Origin of the sequence: Amycolatopsis sp. VS8301801F10 (assembly GCF_046195355.1) — a bacterium.
Classification (GTDB): domain Bacteria; phylum Actinomycetota; class Actinomycetes; order Mycobacteriales; family Pseudonocardiaceae; genus Amycolatopsis.
Window position 1 is genome coordinate 8,760,357 of record NZ_CP176065.1, and the last position, 24,094, is coordinate 8,784,450.

Below are 24,094 nucleotides of genomic sequence, written 5' to 3' on the forward strand. Positions count from 1 at the left end.
AACCCCCTGCCGACGCTTTCCTTCCCGCCGGTCCGCCAAACGGAGCAGCACCGGAACGGACGTTCGGCGGGCATTCCGCCGTGCCCGGACATTGCTGGGAGGTCGGGCGATGGCGTTTCCCGGCGCCGCGGCACTGCACCAGACCGGACGGCTTTACGCACTGGGGCTCGACGTCGTCCGGCTGACGTTCCGCCGTCCGTTCCAGTTCCGCGAACTCGTGCAGCAGTTCTGGTTCATCGCGAGCGTGTCGATCCTGCCGACCGCGCTGGTGTCGATCCCGTTCGGCGCGGTGATCGCGCTGCACATCGGGTCGCTGACCACGCAGATCGGCGCGCAGTCGTTCACCGGCGCGGCGAGCGTGCTCGCGATCATCCAGCAGGCCAGCCCGATCGTGACCGCGCTGCTGATCGCGGGCGCGGGCGGCAGCGCGATGTGCGCCGATCTCGGTTCGCGCACCATCCGCGAGGAAATCGACGCGATGGAGGTGCTCGGGGTTTCGCCGATCCAGCGGCTGATCGTGCCGCGGGTGCTGGCCGCGATGGGCGTGGCGGTGTTCCTGAACGGCATGGTCAGCGTGGTCGGCGTGCTCGGCGGCTATTTCTTCAACGTGATCATGCAGGGCGGCACGCCGGGCGCGTACCTCGCGAGTTTCTCCGCGCTGGCCCAGCTGCCGGACCTGTGGATCAGCGAGATCAAGGCGCTGCTGTTCGGGTTCGTCGCCGCGGTCGTCGCGTCGTATCGGGGGCTGAACCCGCGCGGCGGTCCGAAAGGCGTGGGCGACGCGGTGAACCAGTCCGTCGTGATCACGTTCCTGCTGCTGTTCGTGCTGAACCTGATCCTCACCACGGTGTACCTCCAGCTCGTGCCGCCGAAGGGAAGCTGATGGCCACCCCGACTCCGACGCGCGTGCTCGAGGCCATCGACCGCAGGCTGGGCTTCCTCGACACCCTCGGCGACCAGATCCTGTTCTTCCTGCGCGCGCTCGGCTGGGTGCCGCGCGCGGTGCGCCGGTACCTGCGCGAGATCGTCCGGCTGCTCGCCGAGGTGAGCTTCGGCAGCGGCGCGCTGGCGGTGATCGGCGGGACCATCGGCGTGATGGTCGGGATGACCGTGGCGACCGGTACTGTCGTTGGGCTGCAAGGGTATTCGGCGCTGAACCAGGTGGGCACGTCGGCGTTCGCGGGGTTCATTTCAGCGTACTTCAACACACGTGAGATCGCGCCGTTGGTGGCCGGGCTGGCGTTGTCCGCGACGGTCGGCTGCGGGTTCACCGCGCAACTGGGCGCGATGCGGATCTCCGAGGAGATCGACGCGCTCGAGGTGATGGGCATCCCGAGCGTGCCGTATCTGGTCACCACCCGGGTGATCGCCGGGTTCATCGCGGTGATTCCGCTGTACGCGGTGGGGCTGTTGTCGTCGTATCTCGCGTCGCGGCAGGTCACCGTGTGGGGCTTCGGGCAGTCGGCGGGCACGTACGACCATTACTTCCTGCTGTTCCTGCCACCCGGCGACGTGCTGTGGTCGTTCGGGAAAGTGCTGATCTTCAGCGTCGTCGTGGTGCTCGCGCATTGCTACTACGGCTTCCGTGCGAGCGGCGGCCCGGCTGGCGTCGGGGTCGCGGTCGGCCGGGCGGTGCGGACGGCGATCGTCGCGATCAGCGTCCTGGACTTCTTCCTCAGCCTCGCGATCTGGGGCGCTACGACGACCGTGCAGGTGGCCGGATGAACCGGCGCTGGCACAAGACCGGAGTCCGCACCGCCGGGGTGCTGTTCCTGGCGGCGCTGTCGGCGTTCGTGCTGCTCACGGTGAAGATTTACAACAAGGACTTCACCACCACGGTCCCGGTGACCCTGCAGGCCGACCGCGTCGGCAACCAGCTGCGCGCCGGCGGGCAGGTGAAGGCGCGCGGGGTCGTGGTCGGCGAAATCCGAGGCGTGCACGCGATCCGCGGCGGTGCGGAGATCTCGCTCGCACTGGACCCGGAGCAGGTGCGGTGGCTGCCGGTCAACGTGTCCGCGCTGCTGGTTCCCAAGACGCTGTTCGGCGAACGGTACGTCCAACTGTCCATTCCGGACACTGACCGGCAGCGGCCGCTGCGAGCCGGAGACGTGATCTCGCAGGACCGGTCGGCGAACGCGATCGAACTGGAGCGTGTCTTCGACAACCTGCTCCCGGTGTTGAAAGCCGTTCAGCCGCAGAAACTGGCCACCACGCTGACCGCGGTCTCCACGGCATTGCAGGGCCGCGGCGCACAGTTGGGCCAGACGCTGGCGACCGCGTCGGATTACCTGCGGCGGTTCAACCCGAACCTGCCGCAGCTGGACCGAAACGTGCGCGACCTCGCCACCGTCACCCAGATGTACGGCGACATCGCGCCCGATCTGCTCGACGCGCTCACCGACGCGTCGGTCACGCTCGGCACGGTCAGTGCCAAGCGAACCGACCTCGGCTCGCTGTATCAGCAGGTCACCACGTCGTCGCGGGACCTCACGACGTTCCTGCGGCAGAACCGGAACAACCTCATCGCGTTGTCCTCGGACAGCCGCCGTCCGCTCGAAATCGGCGCTAAGTACTCCCCCAGCTTCCCTTGCACTCTACAGGCACTCACCGACTTGAAGCCGTCGATGGATCGGGTGCTCGGCGCCGGAACGAAGGAGCCCGGGCTGCACGTCGAGGTCACCGTGTCCAAGTCGCGCGGGAAATACGTGCCGGGCAAGGACAATCCGGCGTACAGCGAGAAAACCGGCCCGCGCTGCTACCCGAGCGGAGTGATGCCGACCGCCGGAACCCCGGCGACCGTGCCGTCGACCGGTGACCTCGGCATCGCGAATTCGCCGCAAGAGCAGCAGTTCCTGGCCCCGCTGATCGCGCCTTCGCTGGGCGTTTCGACCGCTGACGTGCCGATGTGGAGCAGCGTGCTCGTCGGCCCGCTCTACCGCGGAACGGAGGTGACGGCGAAGTGAGAAACCTTGCCGCTCCCCTGGTCAAAAGCCTGATCTTCATCCTGGTCACCGTCCTCGCGACGGTCGTTCTCGCGTTGTCGATCACCGGCGGATCGGTCGGCGGAAGCCAGCGGTACGGGGCCACCTTCGTCGACGCCACCGCGTTGAACGTGGGCGATGACGTGCGGATTTCCGGGGTCAAGGTCGGGCAGATCGAAGGACTCGACGTGGTCGACCGCAACCGCGCGCACGTCAGCTTCTCGCTGGAGAACGGCCGCACGGTGCCCGCCAACGTGACCGCGGTGATCAAGTACCGCAACATGGTCGGCCAGCGCTACCTCTCACTGGAACGCCCCCGCGCCGCGGCCGGAGTATTGCCGCCGGGCGGCGAAATCCCGCTGGACCGCACGACCCCGGCACTCGACCTGACCGACCTGTTCAACGGCTTCAAACCGCTTTTCCAGGCGCTGTCGCCGAAGGACGTCAACGACCTGTCCGGCGAGATTGTCCAGGTGCTGCAGGGAGAAGGCGGCACGGTGACCGAACTGCTGCAGCACACCGGGTCGCTCACCAGCACGCTCGCCAGCCGCGACAAGGTGATCGGCGAGGTGATCGGCAACCTGAACTCGGTGCTGAAAACCGTCAACGGCAAGGGCGATTCGCTCGCGACGCTGGTGTCGACCCTGCGCCAGCTCGTGTCCGGGCTCGCCGAGGACCGCACGGCGATCGGCGACGCGGTGTCCGGCCTGGCCGAGCTGACGCAGTCGACCAGCGGGCTGCTCACCGAGATCCGGCCCGGGCTCAAGGACAGCATCTCCGCTCTCGACGCGCTGACCCGGAACCTGAACAAGGGGGAGGCCGACGTGGACAAGGCACTGACCACTCTGCCCAAGAAGATGGACCGCATCGGCACGCTCGGGTCGTACGGCTCGTGGATGAACTTCTACCTGTGCAAAGCCGTCCTGGAAACGTCGCCGCCGCGCGGCGTGGCGGCGACCGCGGCGAGGTGTGGCGCGTGAAGTCGTTCCGGGAGCGCAATCCGCTCGTGCTGGGGATCGTCGGCAGCGTCGCGCTGGCCGCGGTGCTCACCGGCACGCTCAACTACCACCGCCTGCCGTTCCTCGGCGGCACCACCTACCAGGCCGAATTCACCGAGGCGGCCGGGCTGCAGGCGGACGACGAGGTGCGGATCGCCGGGATCAAGGTCGGCGAAGTGTCCGAAGTGGACTTGGACGACGACCATGTGCTGGTCAGCTTCCGGGTCAAGAACGCGTGGATCGGCGACCGGACGTCGGCGCAGATCAAGATCAAAACGTTGCTGGGCCGCAAGTTCCTCGCCCTCGACCCAGCCGGCCGGGCGGAGCAGAACCCGGACCGGCCGATCCCGCGCGACCGCACGGTGACCCCGTACGACGTGACCGACGCGTTCAACGGCCTCGCCGACACCGCGGGCGCGATCGACACGAAACAGCTCGCGACCAGCTTCTCCACGATCAGCGACACCTTCCGCAACTCGCCGCAGCACGTCCGTACCGCGCTCGACGGGCTCAGCGCGCTGTCGAAGACGGTCTCGTCGCGTGACAACGAGATCGCCGAACTGCTGGCCAACGCACGCAAACTGACCACCACGATCGCCAACTCGAACGACGACTTCGAAAACCTCGTCAAGGACGGCGACCTGCTGCTCACCGAACTGGACCACCGCCGCGACGCGATCCACCAGTTGCTCGTCGGAACCCAGCAGCTCGCGAACCAGCTGTCCGCGCTGGTTTCGGACAACACCGCGCAGCTCGCTCCGGCGTTGCGGCAGCTCAACCAGGTGACGGACCTGCTGCAGCGCCAAGACGCGAACCTCGCGCAAAGCCTCAAGCTGGCCGGGCCGTACTTCCGCGTGCTGACCAACACCGCAGGCAACGGCCGCTGGATCGACAGCTACCTGTGCGGCCTCCTCCCGGAGAACCGCGATCCGTGCACCCCGCCGAAGGGAGGCGCGAAATGACCGCGCGCGCATACCGTTTCGTGGTTTTCCTGCTGGTCATGGCCTTGGTGATCTGCGGCGTCATGTGGTGGGTGTTCTCCGGATCCGGCCGATACCGCGTCACGGCGTACTTTTCGCGGGCTGTCGGCGTTTACAGCGGATCCGACGTCCGGGTGCTCGGGGTGAAGGTCGGCGAGGTCACCGCGGTCCTTCCGCAGGGCGGCCAGGTCCGGGTCGACTTGTCGGTAGATCCGCACATCCCGGTCGCCGCCGACACCACCGCGCTGGTGATCGCGCCGAGCGTGGTCGCCGACCGCTACGTCCAGCTGGGCAAACTCGCCCGAGGCGGCCCGCGCCTGGCCGACGGCGCGGTCATCGGCACCGACCGCACCGGCACGCCGGTGGAGCTGGACCAGCTGTACTCGAGCCTCGACACGCTGAGCAAAGCCCTCGGCCCGAACGGTGCGAACTCGAACGGCGCGCTGTCCGACCTCCTCCGCACCGGCGCGGCGAACCTCGACGGCAACGGCAAGGCGTTCAACACGTCCGTCCGCGACTTCGCCCGCCTCGCCCGCACGCTGGCGGGCAACTCGTCGGACCTGTTCGGAACGGTCGACGAGCTGCAGAAGTTCACCACCATGCTCGCCACGAACGACCGGCAGGTCGCGGACGTGAACCAGCAGCTGGCCAAGGTGTCGGCCACCCTCGCGGCGAACCGCGGCGAGCTGTCCGAGGCCCTGCGCTCGCTCGGCAGCGCGCTGGCCTCGGTCCAGGGCTTCATCCGGGACAACCGGGCCGCCCTCAAGTCCAATGTGGACAAACTGGCCAAGACAACGCGGACGCTGGTGGACCAACGCGCTTCGCTCGCCGAAACGCTGGACGTCGCCCCACTGGCCGCGCAGAACGTGCTGAACGCGATCGACCCGGAGACCGGACGCCTGCAAGGCCGTGCCAACTTGCTGGATTACCTGCCGTTCCCGGCGACGGACGCGGCCGTGACGGGAGGCGGCCGATGAAGGCGCGACGGCTTGTCCTGGCCCTGGCGGTAAGCACGCTCGCCGGCTGCGCGGCCCCCGGCGGCTTCCGGGGCGTCTACGACCTCCCGCTCCCCGGCGGCGCGGACCTCGGCGCGCATCCGTACGAGGTCACCGTCCAGTTCGCCGACGTCCTGGACCTGGTCCCGCAGGCCGCGGTGAAGGTGGACGACGTTCCCGTTGGCCGCGTCCAGTCGATCCGGCTGGGCGCCGACGGCTGGACCGCCGAAACCGTCCTGGCCGTGAACGGCGACGTCCACCTGCCCGCGAACGCCGTCGCCCGGCTGCGGCAATCGTCGCTGCTGGGCGAGAAGTTCGTGGAACTGGCCGCGCCGGTCGCCGCCCCCTCCGGACAGCTGGCGGACAAAGCCGTCATCCCGGTGTCGCGGACCAACCGCAACCCGGAGTTCGAGGAGATCTTCGGCGCGCTGTCCCTGCTGCTCAACGGCGGCGGGATCGAGCAGTTGCAGACGATCAACCGCGAACTGACCAAGGCGATGGACGGCAACGAGGAGGAGATCCGCAGCTTCCTGTCCGGGGTCAACCAGCTGATGACGAACCTCGACGCCCACCGCCGCGACATCACCGCCGCGCTGGACGGCCTCGACCACCTGTCGGCGTCGCTGGCGGACCGGAACCAGCAGATCGCCGACGCCCTCACCGACCTGACCCCAGGCTTGAAAACCCTCACCGACCAGCGACCGCAGCTGGTGACGATGCTGCAGTCTCTGGACCAGCTGTCCACAGTGGCCACCGACGTCGCGAACAAGAGCCGCGACGACCTGGCCGCCGACCTGCGCGCCCTCGCCCCCATCCTGCGCCGTCTCGCCGATGCGGGGCAAAACCTGCCCCGAGCGCTGGAAATCCTCCCCTCGTTCCCCTTCACCGACCCCGTGCTGGACGCGCTCAAAGGCGACTACCTGAACGTCTACGCCACGGTGACTCCAGGCGCCGGCGTCCCGCTGCCTCCGCCCGGCCAAGGCGTCCCGCCAGGACTCCCGACGCTGCCGCCCCCGTCGGGGGGCCGCTGATGCTCACCAGACGGATCCGGCTGCAGGTCATCGCCTTCGTGGTAGTCGCGTTGGCCGCGACCTCGTTCGTCGGCGCGAAATACGCCGGAATCGCGCGCCTGTTCGGTGCCGGGACCTACACCGTGCGCCTCGAATTATCGGAAGGCGGCGGCATCTTCACCAACGGCGAAGTCACCTACCTAGGCGTGGCTGTCGGCCGGATCGGCCAGCTGCGCCTGACCGAGCACGGCATGGAAGCGGACCTGCTGCTGGACACCTCCTCGCCAAGGATCCCTTCGAACGCCCGAGCCATCGTCGCGAACCGCTCCGCCGTCGGCGAGCAGTACGTCGACCTGCAACCGTCCGGCACCCAGGGCCCGTACCTGGAGGACGGCAGCGTCATCCCCCGCAGTTCCACTGTCCTGCCCTTGCCAGTGCAAACCTTCCTGTCCGATGTGGACTCGCTGACGGCCTCGGTGCCGACCGAAGACCTGCGCACCGTGGTGAACGAACTCGACAACGCCCTGCAAGGCAGCGGCCCAGACCTGCAACTGCTGATGGACACCGCGAGGTCCTTCACCGACTCGGCTTCGACCCACCTCCCCCAGACAACAAAACTCATCAACGACGGTTCGACGGTCCTGAAAACGCAAGCCGAGTCCTCGACCGCATGGCGAGAGTTCAGCCGAAACGCCCACCTGTTCGCCTCGCAGCTAGCGTCCTCGGACGGCGACCTGCGCCAGCTGATCGCCACCGCCCCGCCGGCCGCTTCCCAGGTCACAGGCTTGCTTCGCGACAACAGCCCAGGCCTGCCAATCCTGCTGGCAAACCTGCTGACGACAGCCGACGTCTTCAGCGCCCGAACCGACGGCGTGGAGCAACTGCTGGTGACCCTGCCGAAAACCGTAGCCGCGACGTCGTCAGCCATCACCCCCGACAGCGGACGATTGTCGCTGGCCTTGACGTTCTTCGACCCGCCACCGTGCCGGAAAGGGTACGAGAGCACGAAAGTCCGGAGCAGCGCCGAACTGCCCGTACTGCCGTTCAACACCTCCGCAGCTTGCACCCTGCCCGCCGGAGACCCGTCCTCGGTGCGGGGGTCCCAGCATGCTCCGCACCCAGGGGTCCCAGAACCAGCCAAACCCGGCGGCCTTCCCGGGGCGGCACCGGGGCTCGCGACGTCGACCGATCTGGAGGAGATGCTGTGGCTACGCCGGGGAAACTGAAAAACTCACCGGGGGCGGTTTGTTCTGACGGTGTCGCATTGCCTCCTGCGGCGGTGGAGCCTTCTGCTGCGCGGGGCGTCGGTGGTTCCGCTTTCGCCGAGTCTGCTGCCGCACGTCCCGCCAACGACTCCGCTCCTGCTGAATTCGCTGCCGCGCGACCCGCCAGTGACTCCGCCTCCGCCGAAGCTGATGCCGCGCGCCTCGCCAATGACTCTGCAACAGCCGAGCCTGCCGCCGCACGTCCCTCCAGCAAATCCACTCCTGCTGAATCCACTGCCGCGCGACCCACCAACGATTCCGCCTCCGCCGAACCTGCCGCCGCACGTCTCGCCGACGACCCTGCCTCCTCCGAACCAGATACTGCGCGCCTCGCCAATGACTCCGCTCGCGCCGAGTCTCCTGCCGCGCGACCCGCCAGCGACCCCGCCTCCACGCCGGACGCCTCCGCCGAACCTGCTGATCCCGCTCCCATCACCGGGCACGCCGCGCCCCATCCAGCCGACACTGACGCGTCCACCACTGACACCGCAGCGTCACCGAACCCGTCCGCTCCCGCCGTTCCCTCCTCCCCCCGCCTGAACACCACCAACCCCCGCCGCGCCCTGACGTGGGCAGCCGGAATCGCCCTGACCGCAGCAGCCGCCTTCGCCGCCTGGTCAGCCTGGTCGTGGCACGCCGCCGCGACCTCCCCCGCCGCGACCGCCGGCGCGGCCAGAGACGAGGCCGTGACCGCCGGACGCACCCTGATCGCCACGGTCACCACCTTCGACCCCCAACACCGCGACCAAGACCTAGCCCACTGGCAAGCCGCGACGACCGGCGCTCTCCAGACGTCCCTGCCCAGCAACGTCCCACCCGACGGCTCCGCCACCACCGGCCACGTCCTCGACGCCGGACTCTCCGACCTGGACACCGAAGCCGGTACCGCGAAACTCCTCGCCTCGGTGGAAATCACCGTGACCGAGAACGGCACCGCACAGCCGGTCCGCCGCACCCGCTTAGCCGCGACGATGGCCCGCACAGCCTCCGGCTGGAAACTCAGCTCACTGGAACAGCTGGGGGTGGCCGGATCGTGAAACTCCCCCCGCGCAAGTCTCGGCGAGGCACAGAGCCTGCCGATTCCCCTACGGCCACCAGCGAATCCGACCCCCCGCCCGCCGTCGCTGCCGATCTCGCCCGGCCAAACGCGACCAACGCGGACCACGCACCCATCGCAGCCGAAGCCACCCAGCCAAACGCAGAACCGGCTTCTGTCAAAGCTGAAGCGGCCCAAACAGACCCGGCCAACGCAGCCCAGACACCCATCGCCACCGAACTCACCGCGCCAAGCAAACCCAGCACAGACCACCCTCCCATCACCGACGGACCCACCCGGCCAAGCGCAGCCAATGCGGACCAGACACCCGTCGCGGCCAAAGCCGCCCAGCCAGACACCGCTGACACAGACCACGCACGCGTCGCCACCGACCCCACCCAGCCTTCCGACTCCGAGCCCATTGCCGCCCGACCCTCCGATCCCGACCCCGTGTCCACCCAAACCTCCGATCCGGTTGCCACCCAAGCCTCCGATCCTGTTGCCACCCAAGCCTCCGATCCTGTTGCCACCCGACCCTCTGAGCCTGACCCCGTGTCCACCCAACTCTCCGAACCCGACCCCATTTCCACCGAGCCGACCCCGCCTCCCACCGACCCCGATCCCTCCCCTTCCCCCAAGACAAACCGCCTTCCCGCACTCCTCCTGGCCTTGACCGTCGTCCTCACCGCCGTCGGCGTCTGGTGCACCGTCGAAGCCCGCTCCACCACCGCGTCCTCCGCCTCCTCGAATCACGCGCTGACCGATCAGCCCGGCACCGCCGCCGTCACGTCCGCGGTCAGCCTCACCCTCAACAAGATCTTCTCCTATACCTACGACAAAACCGGCGTCACCGAGAACGCCGCAGCCACCTTGCTGCGCGGCCGCGCCCGCGATTCCTACGCGAAACTCTTCGCCCAGGTCCGCACAATGGCCCCGAATCAACAGCTGAGCCTCACCTCGCGAGTCTCCGCCACCTCCGTCCAGCAACTCACCGAAGACCACGCACAGTTGCTCGTCTTCCTCGACCAGTCCGCCGTAAGAGGGAATTCCGCCACTCCGGAGACAGCCGCGGCACAACTGGCCGTCACCGCGGAGCGCATGGACGGAAACTGGTTCGTCACCGATCTCGTGCCCCGATGAAATTCTGTTTCCTCACCGCCGAAGGAGTACCGTCATGCCCATTTTCCGGCTCGCCCGAATCGGCGTGCTCGCAGCAGCCGCCGCGACCGCGGTCAGTCTCGCCTCCGCAGTTCCCGCAGCAGCGACCGAAATACCCATTCCGATCTCCTACTCGGTCACCGGCAGCACCGTAGTAAAGAAAACCGGCAGCACTCTCAACCTCGGCCCGGGCAGCCTCGCCGGGAATCTCCTGGTCGACGACCAAACCGGAGCCGTCGGTCTCAACGCCAATCTGCAATTGCCGCCGTCCACCGCCAACATTTCGCTGCTCGCAGGCGGATTCCGGATCAAGGCGAAGGTCACCGTGATCCCGACCGCGCCCGCGACCGGCAGTCTCGCGAACGGCACCCTCACCACGCACGAAACCGCGAACATGGAGATCAGCGACATCTGGGCGGGCCCGATCGTGCCGGTCTTCCCGGTGCCGACCGTGCCCGGCAGCTGCACGACCGTCAAGCCGATCGACCTGACCCTGACCGCGGCGAACGTCGACATCACCAAGCCGATCACCCTCACCGGCAATTACGCCATTCCGGAATTCAAGAACTGCTTCATCGCCGATCTCGCACTCGGCGCATTGGTGTCCGGACCGGACAACACCATCTCCCTGACCCTGACCTCCAAGAGCTGATCAACCACACGAAAACGGAGTACCGGAAACTGTGCCGGTACTCCGTTTTTCGCATACTCGATCTTCCCGGAATTGTCAGCAGCACACGAGACGCCGATACTGTTTACGCGGACAATGACAAAAGAATCGGTCCAGTTTCCGAACCACAGAACAGGCGCATACCAGGGTTGTTGCCGACTGAACTCGCGGGTAACCTTGGACTCGCGGCCGGTAGTCCCCACCGAGCCGTTTCCCGTTCCCGAAGACTTGATCCGGAACGGAATCCGCGGAAACCTCCGCCCCCACCGCGCAGGATCGCCGCGAAAACTGCAGTCCGATCTAAGGAGAATGGTATGCCCCGGCTCAGCAAACTGTCCACGGGCGTGGTGACCGGCGTCGCCGTAGGCGCGATCGCGGTCCTGACCGCGGGCACGGCCTCGGCCGCCACCGCGACCTACAAGGCCGGCCCCGCGAACTACAGCTGCACGTTCCCGGCCATCCCGCCGCAGACCGTGGCGGTCACCGCGCAGTTCGACGGCCCGGACACGATCCCGGTGAACGGCACCACGACGCCGTCCAACGTGTCCGGCACCGCGACCATCACCGCGCTGGTCCACGCGCTGCTCACCGCCGCCGGGTACGACGGCATCCGCGGCACCGCCGACGTCCCGATCACCGTCGACAACGGTTCGCTGTCCCCGTCGTCCGCCTCCGGCCTGCAGATCCCGGAGCAGATCTACCCGGCGGGCGGCGCGATCACGGTGAACATCGCGCAGACCTCGACGTCGTCGATCCCGACCTATACCGCGCCGAGCAGCCCCGGCTCGGTGACGTTCGGCCTCGACACGACGCTCTCCGCGCAGCTCGAATTCCACAAGCCGTCGGACGACAGCTGGACCCCGTGGACCATGACGTGCACCGCCCCGTCGGGCACGAACTTCAGCCCGTCGGGCACCATTTCCTGACCCGACCTCGACGGAGGGGCGGCTGGATGCCGTCCCTCCGTCGTCGTTTCGCCGGACTGTCAGGCACCGATTCGGCTTCTCCCGCAGCGAGAATCGGCCCAGCGACAGGGAACCAGCGCCGAGTACGGCAACAGCACTCCGTCTAGGGAAGAGGCCGCCCCGGCTGCGCAACCTTCTCCCGGCCCGACGTTGGGCAAGCTTTCACTTCCAGAACAAAGAACCCGCACAGCCAGCCCTCTCCAACGCGCTCAGGAACCGCCCCGACGTCCCACGATTCCTTCTCAGCGCAACGGATTTCCGGGGAACCGGCCAGTCAGCGACGACAGGGAACCGACCGGTCCGTGATCACAAGGCCGAACTCGTAGCCCGCCGACGCACCGGTGACCGGCCCGCACACCGGCGGCTTCGGCACCGTCGCCTGACTGTACGAGTTGTTGCCCCAGGCGACCAGCGACCCGTCCGCCTTGATCGCCAGGTTGTGGTTCCACCCCGCGTCGATGGCGACAACCCCGGTTTTGGCCGCTGCGGGAACGTTGGTCTGCCCGTAGTTGTCGTGCCCCCAGGCGAGCACGCCGCCGTCCTTCAGCGCGAGGCTGTGCTCATACCCGGCCGAAATGGCGGTCACTCCGGACTGCGCCGCCGCGGGAACGGCCGACTGACCGAAGGCGTTGCTGCCCCAGGCAAGGACGACGCCGTTCTTCAGCACGAGGTTGTGGTCCCCGCCCGCCGAGATCGCGTCGACACCGGACTGGGCGAAGTCCGGCACGTCCGCCCGGCTGCCCCAGCTCACCACCTGGCCGTTCCGCAGCAACGCGAGGCTGTGCACCGTACTGGCGGAGATCGCGGTGACCCCGCTGGACACCGATGCCGGAAGCTCCGTCTGGCCGTACCAGTCGTTGCCCCACGCGTAGACCTTGCCATTCTTGAGGGCAAGCCCGTGCAGCCAGCCAGCGGCGATCTGGGTGGTGCCGGACGACAGGTCCGCCGGCACCTCACTTTCGCCGAAATTGTTGTCGCCCCAGGCGAGCACGGCACCGTTCTTGAGCGCCAGCCCGAACAATCCGCCGGCCGAAACCGCGGAGAGGCCGGACGTGGTGGCCGCCGGCAGTCCCGACATGCCTCGGGTCCCCCACTGGTAGATACCCCCGACCGCCGTCAACTGCGGCACATTCGCCGCGCCGGCCGCGCTTCCCGCTGCGTCGAACTGCGTCGCGGGCACGGAACCCGCCGACTTCGGCTGCAGCGCGTTCACTGCGACTGCCGGGCCGCTCGACGCAGCCCCGGCCCCCACCACGACGACCGCGGCGACCGCCGCCGCGCCCTTGCCCCATCGCCGGTGTCCGGCCGCCATCGCAGCTCCTTCCTCCGAACGTCTGGCAAAGATGATTCCAGCCCTGCGGCCCGTCGAGGCAAACGTGCGAGTTCTTTGTCAGAATCCGATGAAAACCCGATCCCGAACTAGCCCATGAATCTAAGAAAACCCCTTGGGAACAACGGAAAACCGTCGTCGCCCGGACATGCTTGCCCCCGGCGAAACTCACCGGTAACTTCGCTCGGAAGCCATTTCTCGGGTCCGACGGGCGAGGAGGCGCACCATGCCGGAATCACGCGGCCGCACTACCCGCCGCCGGACGACTCTCGCCGCTCTCGCAGTCCTCGCCGCCCTGTCGATCGGCACCGGAGCGCTCACCGGCGTCAGCTCCGCCTCGACCGAGACGTCCACGCCTGCCGCCCCGCCGCCGCCTTCGGCCGGTGAGCAACAAGTCAGCAAAGACGTCGTCCTCGACTGTCCCTTCGCCGCCCCCGCGGGCTCCCAGCAAATCACCCTCACCGCTTCCGCCACAGTACCCGCGACGGTGCAAGTCGGCTCCGGATTAAAATTCCGCTCTCTGACCGCATCTTTCCTCCTCCCCCACACCGTGGCCGCCCAATTGGTGCCGACGTCCTCAGACGGCATCCGTGGCGGTCTCACCCTTGGCCTGACGGCACATCAAGGCGAAAAGCACGCCGCGATCCCGATCCCCTTCACGATCGCCGCGACCCCGTTGCCAGAAAACGGCGACGTCAAGCTCACCGCCACCGCAGACCTGCCGGAACAGACGATCACCGTCCCCGGCAAGGTCAGCTTCGACCTCGGCGCCCCGACCATCGCATTGAAGTCTGCTGCCGAGGGTGCTGCCGAAGCGACTCCAGTCGCCTGCACCCTGCTCCCGGACCAGACGACGACTCTGACGTCGATCCTCGCCACCCAAGCCCCGGCCACCGCCCCGAGCCCGGACAAGCCGAAGCTCCCGCCAGCGCCGACCCCGCCCGCTGCCGAACGCGACGCAGTCACGCCGAAAGACGACGGCTTCCCGCTCGTCACCCCGCTCAACTACGTCCAGGTCACCGCGACTTCCTCGATCTACCGGCTGGGAGCCACCGTCGCCAGCAGCAAAACCGGAGTGCTCAACGGATCCTGGACGGTGATCCTCGACCCTCCCGACTACATCCCGCGCGACCCGAGCACGATCTCCGGCGTCGTCGGTTTCCGGCCAGTCACCGCGACCTTCCTCGGTTTCGGCTTCGTGCCGGTGACCGCGACTGTCGAGTTCCTGCCCGTCGACTACCGCAATTCCAAGCTGATCGACCTCACCGGCCAGCTCTGGGGCGGCGTCCGCCTGACCACCCGCGTCCAGGTGATGGCCCGGATGAGCAACGCCAAAGTCAACGGCGTGCCACTGGACCTCGGCCCGGACTGCGTCACCGCCAAACCGGTCTCCCTCAACCTGTCCGGCAAATACAACGCCACGACGGGCGGCATCATCAGCACCGACCCGAATTCGCCCGACCCCGACTACCGCGGCTTCGCCCTGCCGCCCTTCGTTCACTGCGGCACCACCGAACCACTCAGTCCGCTGCTCACCGGCATGGCCTCCACCGCGGAGAACCTGAACCAGGCCAAGGTGGTCAACGTCAACTTCGTCGAATGCGCCTCGAACAAGTTCCCGGACCACACGAAGTGCAAGCCGATCCCGGACACTCCTCCCCGCTGAAGCCGAGCTGACGCATCGCCTGGCGAAATAGCCGAACTTCGGCGAAAAGACGAGGACCTTCAACGGAACGGGGTTCCGCCCTCCGCCCGCCCCCAGTCACCAACCCGATCGACGAAACCGGGCATGCCCGAAATCGACGACCTGCTCACTCACCCCGCTCCAAGACCCGCCACGGCACGCCATGCGCCCCAGGTCAGTCCCTCCGCCAAATCACGGCTCGACAGAACAGCGCCGCACGATCTCGTGAAACTGTGGAGGCATCGCAGGCCGACCGCCGCCAATCAAAGACGACGGCCTGGGCCCCAGACGTGCACCACGGATTCGTGACGCATAGTCCGCTCCGCACGCGACACGAAGACCCTGCCGGATCGGCGGCAGCCACCGATACTGCGAAACGCCCGCTGTCATTCGCCACGCCATAGCCCTCTGACCGGCGGGACCGACAGCTTTCGCCACTCAGCGGCGACTAGGCGAGTCCTCGCACGAGGATGGCCGACGACTGGCTGGCACCACGGTCGTCGCGGTCAGGTGCGGACGCCACGACGGTCCCGGCCGCGGCCGGTCGTCCGCGGTCGCGCGCAAGACCAGTTCCATTTCGAATCGCGCCGCCGGATCGCGGAGCAGTTCACCGAACGTCGCCTGCAATTGGCGCATGCGGTACCGCACCGTCTGCGGATGGACTTGCAGCCGCTCGGCGATTTCGACCACGTTCGCCTGGCTGTCGAGCCAAGCCCGCAGCGTTTCGAGCAGACGGTCCTGCTGCTTGTCGGTCATGTCCGCCAAGGGGGCGAAAAGCCGGGTGCGGAGGAGGTCGATCAGCGCGTCGTCCGAATGCACCAGCAAGGCAGCGAGGTGTTCCTCCGCGCGGAGCACTCGCTCACCAGGAATTCGCCCTCTATCGGCGAGAACCAGCGTTCGGCGTGCCCACCGCAGGGAATCGGCGAGACTCGCCAGCGGCACGCACGGCCCGACGGACAGGCGGCAATTCGGCAGCGCGGCCTGAAGAGTCGCCAGCCGGGCACCAGTGACCGCGCCGGGCACGACGATGCACGGTTCGGCGGAGTCCAGCTCGGCCAGGATGTCCGAGTCCAGTGTCGCGTGCCGGCGAGCCCTGCCGTTCAGCGGCGATTGGACAGCAATCGGCGACGCCTGTTCCGGCACTGCCCAACCGGTGAGCTGCGCCAGCTCCGCGATCGCCTTCGGCGGGGCGGGCGGCACCTCCAGCAGGACGCCGAGCAGCCGTCGCCGCCAAGTGTCCAATGCGCCGGCGGTGCGGGCTTTCGCCTCTAAATAGCCATCCAGCGCGACCGACGCCAATTCGTCCATAAACGCCAACATCGCATCAGCCAGCTGCGACATCACCGCCGACGAAAGGCCAGCGCGCCGTCCGACGCGCATGATCCGGCGCCACGACACCCGCGCGCCCACCCGATAGGCCGACTGCAAGGTGTCGAGGCTCCGCCCCTCGCGCATCTCGTTCTGCCCGAGCCGATGGTGCACCTCGTGCGACTGTTCCTTTGACGCCCGCGGATCGGCGATCTGCGCGACGAACAACGTGATCGCATACTCGACGCCCGCCCGGATCGATCTCCCGTACGGACCGTCGAGCGGCCGCGCGTAGGCGGGAATCGTCGCGCGGATCTCGTCGACGATCTCGGCGGACAGGCTCGCCAGCTCGGGCCGCAGGATCTCGGCGAGTTTGCGCGGCAGCGCAGCCGACGGCACAGCGTGATCGAGTCCCCGCTCCACCGACATCGCAGCTCCTTCGCTCCGCCCCGGTTCCCCGGCCGCGCCTCCGCGCTGCCGGAAGCCCCCGCATCCATTGAGGGGTGACACCCGACACATCGAAAATCCCACGCCAAATGTGTCATCAGTCCGCGAAGAAACCGATTTCTTGTCACGTTCGTGACAAGTTCACGAGGTCGAAGGAGCACATCGCGACAACACACCACCGGGCGCACTACGTCATGCGTGCAAACGGGGCAACCCTCATGCCTGCCTTCAGCGGCGACCCGGACGGGCAGCGAAAACGACCACGGAGCGTCACCCGGCAGGACGCGCAACCCTCTTGTAGCATGCACTTGATACAAGAGGGAGGGGTCCACGATGCAACTCGACTCGGCGCTCGCCGTCGCGGGCATCACCGGCCTGTTCGGGCTGATCATCCTCGTCGCGTTGTGGCCGGGAGAGAAGCAAGGTGCCCGATTGCTCGCGAAGTGGGGCGTGCGGAACCCGACCGCCGACCAAGTGCCGGTGGCCGTGCGTTACCTGCGCCGTCGGCGATTCTGGTATCCGTGGCTGTTCCTCGGCCTCCCCCTCATCCCGGGCGCGACGAATCTGGTCGGCGAACGGACCGCGAACTCGCTGGTGTTCGTGGTGCTGCTCGGCGGGCTGGCCGCCGAAATCCTCGCCCAGCGCCCCTCGCGGGGACCCCGCAGGGAAGCTGTGCTGGCACCACGCGGCGTGCTCGATTTCGCTCCGTTGTGGACGGTCGTCGTCTCCGGGCTGGCCACCGTCGCCGCCGTCGGGCATCTCGCCGTTTTGCGGCAATGGGGTCCGCTCGCGGTGACCGTCGGCGCGGCCGCGGTGGCGTGGACCATCGTGCTCCTCGCGGTGCGGCGTCCGGCCGCCGGCGACCCGGAAGTCGACCAGGCACTGCGAGTTCGCAGCGCCCGCGTCGCTCTCGGGCTCGGCACCGGAACGGCTGCCACGCTCGGCTGGACGGTCGGGGACCTCACCTCGTTCCTCGCGTTCGTGGCCACCGTCGCCGCGTTCCTCGCGATCGTCGGCCCGCCGCCGAAGCAGCGCGCGACAACAACCACGGCAGCGCGGTAGATGCCGCTGCGAGTGGTGGTCGACGCCGAAAGCGGGGTTCCGCCCTGGCGTCAGGTGCACGACCAGATAGTCCGCGCGATCACGACCGGCTCCCTTGCCCGGGACGCCCGTCTGCCGCCGATCCGTCAGCTTTCGAGGGACCTCGGACTCGCCTCCGGGACTGTCGCCCGCGTGTACCGCGAACTCGAGTCCGCCGGATGGGTCACCACCGCACGGGCACGCGGAACCGTCGTGACCGGCCCGGCCGAACGACCGGATCCGGGCACGCTGCTTCGCGCCGCGGCCGCCGAATACGCCCGGCACAGCCGGGAACTCGGGGTCACGCCGGACGACGCCGTCGACGCCGTGCGCGCGGCATTGGCGAGCCTGGACGCACCGCCGCAGTGAATCCGTCTCGATCGTCCGGCCGGCGCGGTTTTCGCCGTTCTGTGAACCGTCTTCCGCACGGTCTCGGGCGCACCTCCTTATTGCCCGTGCGTTCCCGTGGTCCACTCACCGGACGAGGCGCGGATCCCACCGCCTCGATGCGGAGGTTCAGCCCTCCATCAGCACCCTCCCCACCGCGGCCAGCACGGGTTCCAGCGCGGCGACCTCCGTGCCGACGCATTCCGTGATGCCCGCACCGACGACCTCCATTCCGGAAAGCCCGTCGATTGCTTCCACTAATTCGGCGATCGTGAGCCCGCCCGGCTCCGGATAATTCACTCCGGGGAACTCGGCGGGATCAAGAATGTCCAGATCCACATGCAGATAAACGCGGTCCGCTCCCGCGGCGTTCAGCGCTCCGGCGACGTCGTCGGAGCGCACGGCGAGACCACCGGCGATGGCTTCCTCTTCCGCGGAATCGAGCGAGCGGGTGCCGAACAGCACCGCCCGGCCTCGTTCGAGAGCCGGGCTCGCGGCGAAATCCTTGTCGCCCTCGCCGAGCAACGACCGCAGCACCATGCCGTGATACGCGCCCGAAGGCGACGAATCCGCCGTGTTCAAGTCCGCGTGCGCATCGAACCACGCGACGCCAAGCGTTGCGCCGTAACGGAAACGCGCGACGCCGACCGGGACCAGCTCGACGCCGCAGTCGCCGCCGATCGTGAGCACCGGGCCTTCCGGCGCTTCGAGCGCAGCGAGCTGCAACTGCCGGTTCGTGCCCGTGAGCACGGCCCGGTTGGCTATTCCGGCGACGACGTCGGACGTCGCTGCGTCCTGACGTACGTGGTGCACCGGCTTGCCGAGCACGTGCCCGGCCAGTTCGGAAAGTGCGCGGCAGCCCTCGATCAGCCCCTTCGCTCGGGGACTGATCGCGCCCTGCCATTGCGGCACCGCGTTGATCAGCATGCATCGACGCTAGCGCGAACACCCCGGAAAAAGCGAGCAGTAAATGGTGCGAGGGGTCCCCTCGCTCCGTTTTGGAGCGAAGGGACCCTTCGTGCGCTAAAAAGTGGCGCGAAAGCGGGCTATTCGAGCACGATGAGAAGGTCCCCGCCCTCGACCTGCTGAACGGAGGTGATTGCCAGCCGACCGACTTTGCCCGCCGCCGAAGCGGTGATCGACGCTTCCATCTTCATGGCCTCGATCGTCGCCACGGTCGCACCGGCCGCGACCTCGTCGCCCTCGGCCACCTGCAGCGTCACCACGCCGGCGAACGGCGCGGCGATCTGCTTCGGGTTGCCCTTCTCGGCCTTTTCGGTGGCCGGGATGTCCGAGGCGATGGACCGGTCCCGGATCTGGATCGGCCGGAGCTGGCCGTTGAGCGTGGACATGACGGTCCGCATGCCGCGTTCGTCGGCCTCGCCGATGGCTTCCAGCTCGATGAGCAGCCGGACGCCGGGCTCGAGGTCGACCGAGTACTCCTCGCCCGGGCGCAGACCGTAGAAGAAGTCCTTGCTCGGGAGCACGCTGGTGTCGCCGTAAGCCTCCCGGTGCGCGAGGAATTCCTTCGTGGGCCCGGGGAACAGCAGCCGGTTCAGCGCGCCGCGGCGGTTGTCGGCGAGTTCCTTGTGGTCCTCTTCGGACAGTTCGGCGACCGGTTTCGCCGCCGAACGGCCTTCGAGGGCCTTGGTGCGGAACGGTTCCGGCCAGCCGCCGGGCGGGTCGCCCAGTTCGCCGCGCAGGAATCCGATCACCGAATCGGGGATGTCGAACTTGTTCGGCTCCGCCTCGAAGTCCTCCGGGGAGACGCCGGCGCCGACGAGGTGCAGCGCCAGGTCGCCGACCACCTTGGACGAGGGCGTGACCTTCACGAGGTGGCCGAGGATCTTGTCCGCCGCGGCGTACATGGCCTCGATGTCCTCGAAGCGGTCGCCGAGGCCCAGCGCGATCGCCTGCGTGCGCAGGTTGGAGAGCTGGCCGCCGGGGATCTCGTGGTCGTAGACGCGCCCGGTGGGCGACGCGAGACCAGCCTCGAACGGGGCGTAGATCTTGCGGACGCTTTCCCAGTACGGCTCCAGGTCGCCGATCGCGTGCAGGTCGAGGCCGGTGCTGCGGTCGGAGTGGTCGGTGGCCGCGACGATCGAACCGAGCGACGGCTGCGACGTGGTGCCCGCCATCGACGACACGGCGCCGTCCACGGCGTCGGCACCGGCCTGGATGGCAGCCAGGTAGGTGGCGAGCTGGCCGCCTGCGGTGTCGTGCGTGTGGATGTGCACCGGGAGGTCGAATTCCTTGCGCAGTGCGGTCACCAGCCGAGCCGCGGCGGGCGCGCGGAGCAGGCCGGCCATGTCCTTGATCGCCAGGACGTGCGCCCCGGCTCCGACGATCTGCTCGGCGAGCTTGAGGTAGTAGTCGAGCGTGTAGAGCTTTTCGTTCGGATCGGACAGATCGGAGGTGTAACAGAGCGCGACCTCGGCGACCGCGGTGCCGGTGGCGCGGACGGCGTCGATGGCCGGCCGCATCTGCTCGACGTCGTTGAGCGCGTCGAAGATGCGGAAGATGTCGATGCCGGTCGCGGTGGCCTCCTCGACGAAGGCCGTGGTGACCTCGGTCGGGTAAGGCGTGTAGCCCACGGTGTTGCGACCGCGCAGCAGCATCTGCAGACAGATGTTCGGCACGGCCTTGCGCAGCTGCTCCAGCCGTTCCCACGGGTCCTCGGCGAGGAAACGCAGCGCGACGTCGTAGGTCGCGCCGCCCCAGCACTCCAGGGACAGCAGCTGCGGCACAGTCGCGGCGACCACCGGCGCGACGGCGAGCAGGTCCTTCGTCCGGACGCGCGTCGCGAGCAGCGACTGGTGCGCGTCGCGGAAGGTGGTGTCCGTGACGCCGAGCTGCGGCGTTTCCCGCAGCCAGCGCGCGAATCCCTCCGGGCCGAGTTCGGTCAGCTTCTGCTTGGAGCCGTCCGGCGGAATGAGATCCGCGGGCAGCTTCGGCAGCTTCGTCACTGCGTCGGGGGTGCGCGGACGCTCGCCGTTCGGCCGGTTCACCGTCTGGTCGGCGAGGTAGGTCAGCAGGCGCGTGCCGCGGTCGGCGGAGTGCCGGGCGGTCAGCAGGTGCGGCCGTTCCTCGATGAACGACGTGGTGACGTTGCCCTCGCGGAAGTCCGGATCGTCCAGCACCGCCTGGAGGAACGGGATGTTCGTCGCCACTCCGCGGATCCGGAATTCGGCGACCGCGCGGCGGGCCCGGCCGACCGCGGTGCGGAAATCGCGGCCGCGGCAGGTGAGTTTCACCAGCAGGGAGTCGAAGTGCGCGCTGATCTCGGTGCCGGAGAAGGCGGTTCCGCCGTCGAGCCGGATGCCCGAACCGCCCGGCGAGCGGTAGGCGCTGATCATGCCGATGTCCGGACGGAACCCGTTGGCCGGGTCCTCGGTCGTGATGCGGCACTGGAGCGCGGCTCCGCGCAGGTAGATCTTGTCCTGCGACAGGCCGAGGTCGGCGAGTGTCTCCCCGGCGGCGATCCGCAGCTGGGACTGCACGAGGTCGACGTCGGTGACCTCTTCGGTGACCGTGTGCTCGACCTGGATGCGCGGGTTCATCTCGATGAACACGTGCTTGCCTTCGCGGTCCAGCAGGAATTCGACGGTGCCCGCGTTGCGGTAGCCGATCTGCCGGGCGAATTTCACGGCGTCGGCGCAGATGCGGTCGCGCAGTTCGGGGTCGAGGTTCGGCGCGGGGGCCAGCTCGACGACCTTCTGGTGGCGGCGCTGTACGGAACAGTCTCGTTCGAAGAGGTGGATCACGTTGCCCTCGCCGTCGGCGAGGATCTGGACCTCGATGTGCCGCGGTTCGACCACGGCCTTCTCCAGGAACACGGTCGGGTCGCCGAACGCTGACTCGGCCTCGCGCGCGGCGGCCTCGATCGACTCGCGCAGCAACGCCGGGTCCTCGACGCGGCGCATGCCCCGGCCGCCGCCGCCGGCGACCGCCTTGACGAACACCGGGAAGCCGAGTTCGTCGGCCGCCGCGACCAGTTCGTCGACGTTGCTGGACGGCTGCGACGAACCGAGCACCGGGACGCCTGCCTCGCGCGCCGCCTTGACCGCGCGCGCCTTGTTGCCGGTGAGTTCGAGGATTTCGGCGCTCGGGCCGACGAAGGTGATCCCCGCTTCTTCGCAGGCCATGGCCAGGTCGGGGTTCTCCGACAGGAAGCCGTAGCCCGGATAGACCGCGTCCGCGCCCGCCTTCTTGGCGGCCTTGACGATCTCCTCGACCGAGAGGTAGGCGCGAACCGGATGGCCCGGTTCGCCGATCTCGTAGGCCTCGTCGGCCTTCAGCCGGTGCAGCGAGTTGCGGTCTTCGTGCGGAAACACAGCGACTGTGCCCGCGCCCAGTTCGTAGCCTGCGCGGAACGCCCGGATCGCGATTTCGCCGCGATTGGCCACCAGCACTTTGCGGAACATGCCCGGTCCTTCCCTTTTCGGATCGGTATCGAAGGCACGTTACCCGGTCAGTCCCGCAGTGCGGGAGCCGTAGTCCAGGTGATGGACATCATGCACGCCGACCTGCATGCATGATGCTGGCCGAGCCGCCGCGCCGCAACCGTCAGGGCGTTCCCGCAGGCAGTGTGCACAGCAGCCGATTCGCGGTTCCGGAGGGCGCATTCTTGACCACGTTCTGCGTTGCGTCCTGCACAATTGCTTCGCTGACCGCATTGGGCGCGGCGTCGGGGCGCGCGGACCGGTAGAGGGCCACGACACCAGCTGCCACCGCGGCGGCCATGGAGGTCCCGGACAACGTCCCGACCTCCGCGGTACCGGCGATGGGCGCGGGGATGTCGACGCCCGGCGCGTACAGGTCGAGCGGCATGCCGAAGTTCGAGAACGGCGCGACCTGGTCTTGGACATCGGTCGCGCCCACGGTAAGGGCTTCCGGCACTCGCGCGGGCGAAGTTTGGCTGGCGTCAGTGCTGCCCTCCCCTGCCGGAACCACGATCGGCATGACCGCGGCGACTCCTTTGACCGCGTTGTCGAGCTGTTCGTTCGGCACGCCGCCGATGCCCAGCACCGCGACCGCTGGTTGGTGTGCGTTCTGGGCTACCCAGTTCAGACCCGCGATAATCGTGTCGGTCGCGCCGCCGCCAGCCTTGTCGAGAACCCGGACCGGGAAGATCTGCGCGCCTTTGGCGACGCCGTAGCTGCGTCCCGCGACGATTCCCGCGACCCGGGTGCCGTGGCCGTTGGTGTCCGACGTGTCCGTGCCAGTGGTGAGGAAATCCTTGCCGGGCAGGACCCGGTCCCGCAGATCCGGGTGTTTGGCGTCGACACCGCTGTCGATCACGTAGACGGTGACGCCAGATCCGTCCGAGTCGTAGTGGTACTTCTGATCGAGACCGGTTCGCTGATCGATCCGGTCGAGCGCCCAGCTCGGCGGATTGGCCTGAAACCCGCTCGCCGCCAGGGCGGCCGGTTGCACCCCGGCGACCAGCAGAAATGTCAGAGTTGCCGAAAAAAGGCCACGCGCCGCTCGGTTCCGCATGCCTGCGGTCGTATCCCGGTCGCCATCCAGCGGCAACTCGACGTCACACGATGGGCTGGTCGCGGTCCGACGGTCGGCCGCCTGGCCGTACCAACAAACGACAGGTGCGGAGGGGCGATGATCTGCACCTGCCGATGTTTCGCCGCTAGGTGGCTAATTGTTGGCCGACCGACAGGTCTCGCCGCTAGGTGGCCAACGGACGGCCGATCGACAGGTCTCGCCGCCAGGTGGCCAACGGTTGGCCGATCTCTCGCCACTGAGTGGCCAACGGTTGGCCGGTCGAGAGATGTTGCCGTTAACT

The 24,094-nt window shown here is 68.2% G+C and carries 20 protein-coding genes; 15 read left to right on the plus strand and 5 right to left on the minus strand.

Annotated features, from left to right (window positions below; all coding sequences use genetic code 11):
* Positions 1-109: 109 nt before the first annotated feature.
* From F9C11_RS40170 to F9C11_RS40225, 12 genes are all read left to right on the plus strand, one after another.
* A complete protein-coding gene (locus tag F9C11_RS40170; protein WP_009074192.1) occupies positions 110-883 on the plus strand; it encodes an ABC transporter permease in 774 nt (257 codons plus the stop codon).
* Positions 883-1,725 carry an ABC transporter permease gene (locus F9C11_RS40175; protein WP_037712855.1) on the plus strand — a complete coding sequence of 281 codons (843 nt, stop codon included), beginning with the start codon at positions 883-885 and terminating at the stop codon, positions 1,723-1,725. Before F9C11_RS40170 ends, F9C11_RS40175 begins: the two co-directional genes overlap by 1 nt.
* Positions 1,722-2,963: an MCE family protein gene (locus tag F9C11_RS40180; protein ID WP_409182553.1), complete on the plus strand. Its 1,242-nt coding sequence runs from the start codon at positions 1,722-1,724 to the stop codon at positions 2,961-2,963. Before F9C11_RS40175 ends, F9C11_RS40180 begins: the two co-directional genes overlap by 4 nt.
* On the plus strand, positions 2,960-3,961 hold the full coding sequence (locus F9C11_RS40185; RefSeq protein WP_409182554.1) for an MCE family protein: 1,002 nt from the start codon (positions 2,960-2,962) through the stop codon (positions 3,959-3,961). The genes F9C11_RS40180 and F9C11_RS40185 overlap by 4 nt, the downstream gene beginning before the upstream one ends.
* A complete protein-coding gene (locus F9C11_RS40190) occupies positions 3,958-4,941 on the plus strand; it encodes an MCE family protein (RefSeq protein ID WP_409182555.1) in 984 nt (327 codons plus the stop codon). The genes F9C11_RS40185 and F9C11_RS40190 overlap by 4 nt, the downstream gene beginning before the upstream one ends.
* Entirely contained in the window at positions 4,938-5,936 is a 999-nt protein-coding gene (locus F9C11_RS40195; protein ID WP_409182556.1) for an MCE family protein, read from the plus strand. Before F9C11_RS40190 ends, F9C11_RS40195 begins: the two co-directional genes overlap by 4 nt.
* On the plus strand, positions 5,933-6,985 hold the full coding sequence (locus tag F9C11_RS40200; RefSeq protein ID WP_409182557.1) for an MCE family protein: 1,053 nt from the start codon (positions 5,933-5,935) through the stop codon (positions 6,983-6,985). Before F9C11_RS40195 ends, F9C11_RS40200 begins: the two co-directional genes overlap by 4 nt.
* A complete protein-coding gene (locus F9C11_RS40205; RefSeq protein ID WP_409182558.1) occupies positions 6,985-8,190 on the plus strand; it encodes an MCE family protein in 1,206 nt (401 codons plus the stop codon). Before F9C11_RS40200 ends, F9C11_RS40205 begins: the two co-directional genes overlap by 1 nt.
* A gap of 725 nt (positions 8,191-8,915) precedes the next feature.
* Complete coding sequence (locus F9C11_RS40210) at positions 8,916-9,266, plus strand: hypothetical protein (protein WP_409182559.1); 351 nt, start codon at positions 8,916-8,918, stop codon at positions 9,264-9,266.
* Between the two features lie 668 nt (positions 9,267-9,934).
* Complete coding sequence (locus F9C11_RS40215) at positions 9,935-10,405, plus strand: hypothetical protein (protein WP_409182560.1); 471 nt, start codon at positions 9,935-9,937, stop codon at positions 10,403-10,405.
* 34 nt (positions 10,406-10,439) lie between these two features.
* A complete protein-coding gene (locus F9C11_RS40220) occupies positions 10,440-11,075 on the plus strand; it encodes a hypothetical protein (RefSeq protein ID WP_409182561.1) in 636 nt (211 codons plus the stop codon).
* A 332-nt stretch (positions 11,076-11,407) separates the two neighbouring features.
* Positions 11,408-12,019 (plus strand): DUF6801 domain-containing protein, encoded by a 612-nt coding sequence (locus F9C11_RS40225; RefSeq protein ID WP_409182562.1) that lies wholly within the window; start codon positions 11,408-11,410, stop codon positions 12,017-12,019.
* 313 nt (positions 12,020-12,332) lie between these two features.
* Here the strand turns inward: F9C11_RS40225 and F9C11_RS40230 are convergent, their stop codons facing one another.
* A complete protein-coding gene (locus tag F9C11_RS40230; RefSeq protein WP_409182563.1) occupies positions 12,333-13,370 on the minus strand; it encodes an RCC1 domain-containing protein in 1,038 nt (345 codons plus the stop codon).
* Positions 13,371-13,614: 244 nt separating this feature from the next.
* Here F9C11_RS40230 and F9C11_RS40235 point away from each other — a divergent pair, with 244 nt between their 5' ends.
* Positions 13,615-15,054 (plus strand): DUF6801 domain-containing protein, encoded by a 1,440-nt coding sequence (locus tag F9C11_RS40235; protein WP_409182564.1) that lies wholly within the window; start codon positions 13,615-13,617, stop codon positions 15,052-15,054.
* 456 nt (positions 15,055-15,510) lie between these two features.
* Here the strand turns inward: F9C11_RS40235 and F9C11_RS40240 are convergent, their stop codons facing one another.
* A complete protein-coding gene (locus F9C11_RS40240; protein ID WP_409182565.1) occupies positions 15,511-16,809 on the minus strand; it encodes a PucR family transcriptional regulator in 1,299 nt (432 codons plus the stop codon).
* A 351-nt stretch (positions 16,810-17,160) separates the two neighbouring features.
* Here F9C11_RS40240 and F9C11_RS40245 point away from each other — a divergent pair, with 351 nt between their 5' ends.
* Positions 17,161-17,889, plus strand: coding sequence for a hypothetical protein (locus F9C11_RS40245; RefSeq protein WP_409182566.1), 729 nt, complete (start codon positions 17,161-17,163; stop codon positions 17,887-17,889).
* Positions 17,890-18,276 (plus strand): GntR family transcriptional regulator, encoded by a 387-nt coding sequence (locus F9C11_RS40250; protein ID WP_409182567.1) that lies wholly within the window; start codon positions 17,890-17,892, stop codon positions 18,274-18,276.
* Between the two features lie 147 nt (positions 18,277-18,423).
* Here the strand turns inward: F9C11_RS40250 and F9C11_RS40255 are convergent, their stop codons facing one another.
* The 3 genes from F9C11_RS40255 to F9C11_RS40265 all read right to left on the minus strand — a co-directional run bounded on the left by F9C11_RS40255 (position 18,424) and on the right by F9C11_RS40265 (position 23,793).
* Complete coding sequence (locus F9C11_RS40255; RefSeq protein ID WP_409182568.1) at positions 18,424-19,221, minus strand: arginase family protein; 798 nt, start codon at positions 19,219-19,221, stop codon at positions 18,424-18,426.
* 119 nt (positions 19,222-19,340) lie between these two features.
* Entirely contained in the window at positions 19,341-22,718 is a 3,378-nt protein-coding gene (locus F9C11_RS40260; protein ID WP_409182569.1) for a pyruvate carboxylase, read from the minus strand.
* A 142-nt stretch (positions 22,719-22,860) separates the two neighbouring features.
* Positions 22,861-23,793 carry a S8 family peptidase gene (locus F9C11_RS40265; RefSeq protein ID WP_409182570.1) on the minus strand — a complete coding sequence of 311 codons (933 nt, stop codon included), beginning with the start codon at positions 23,791-23,793 and terminating at the stop codon, positions 22,861-22,863.
* Positions 23,794-24,094 lie beyond the last annotated feature (301 nt).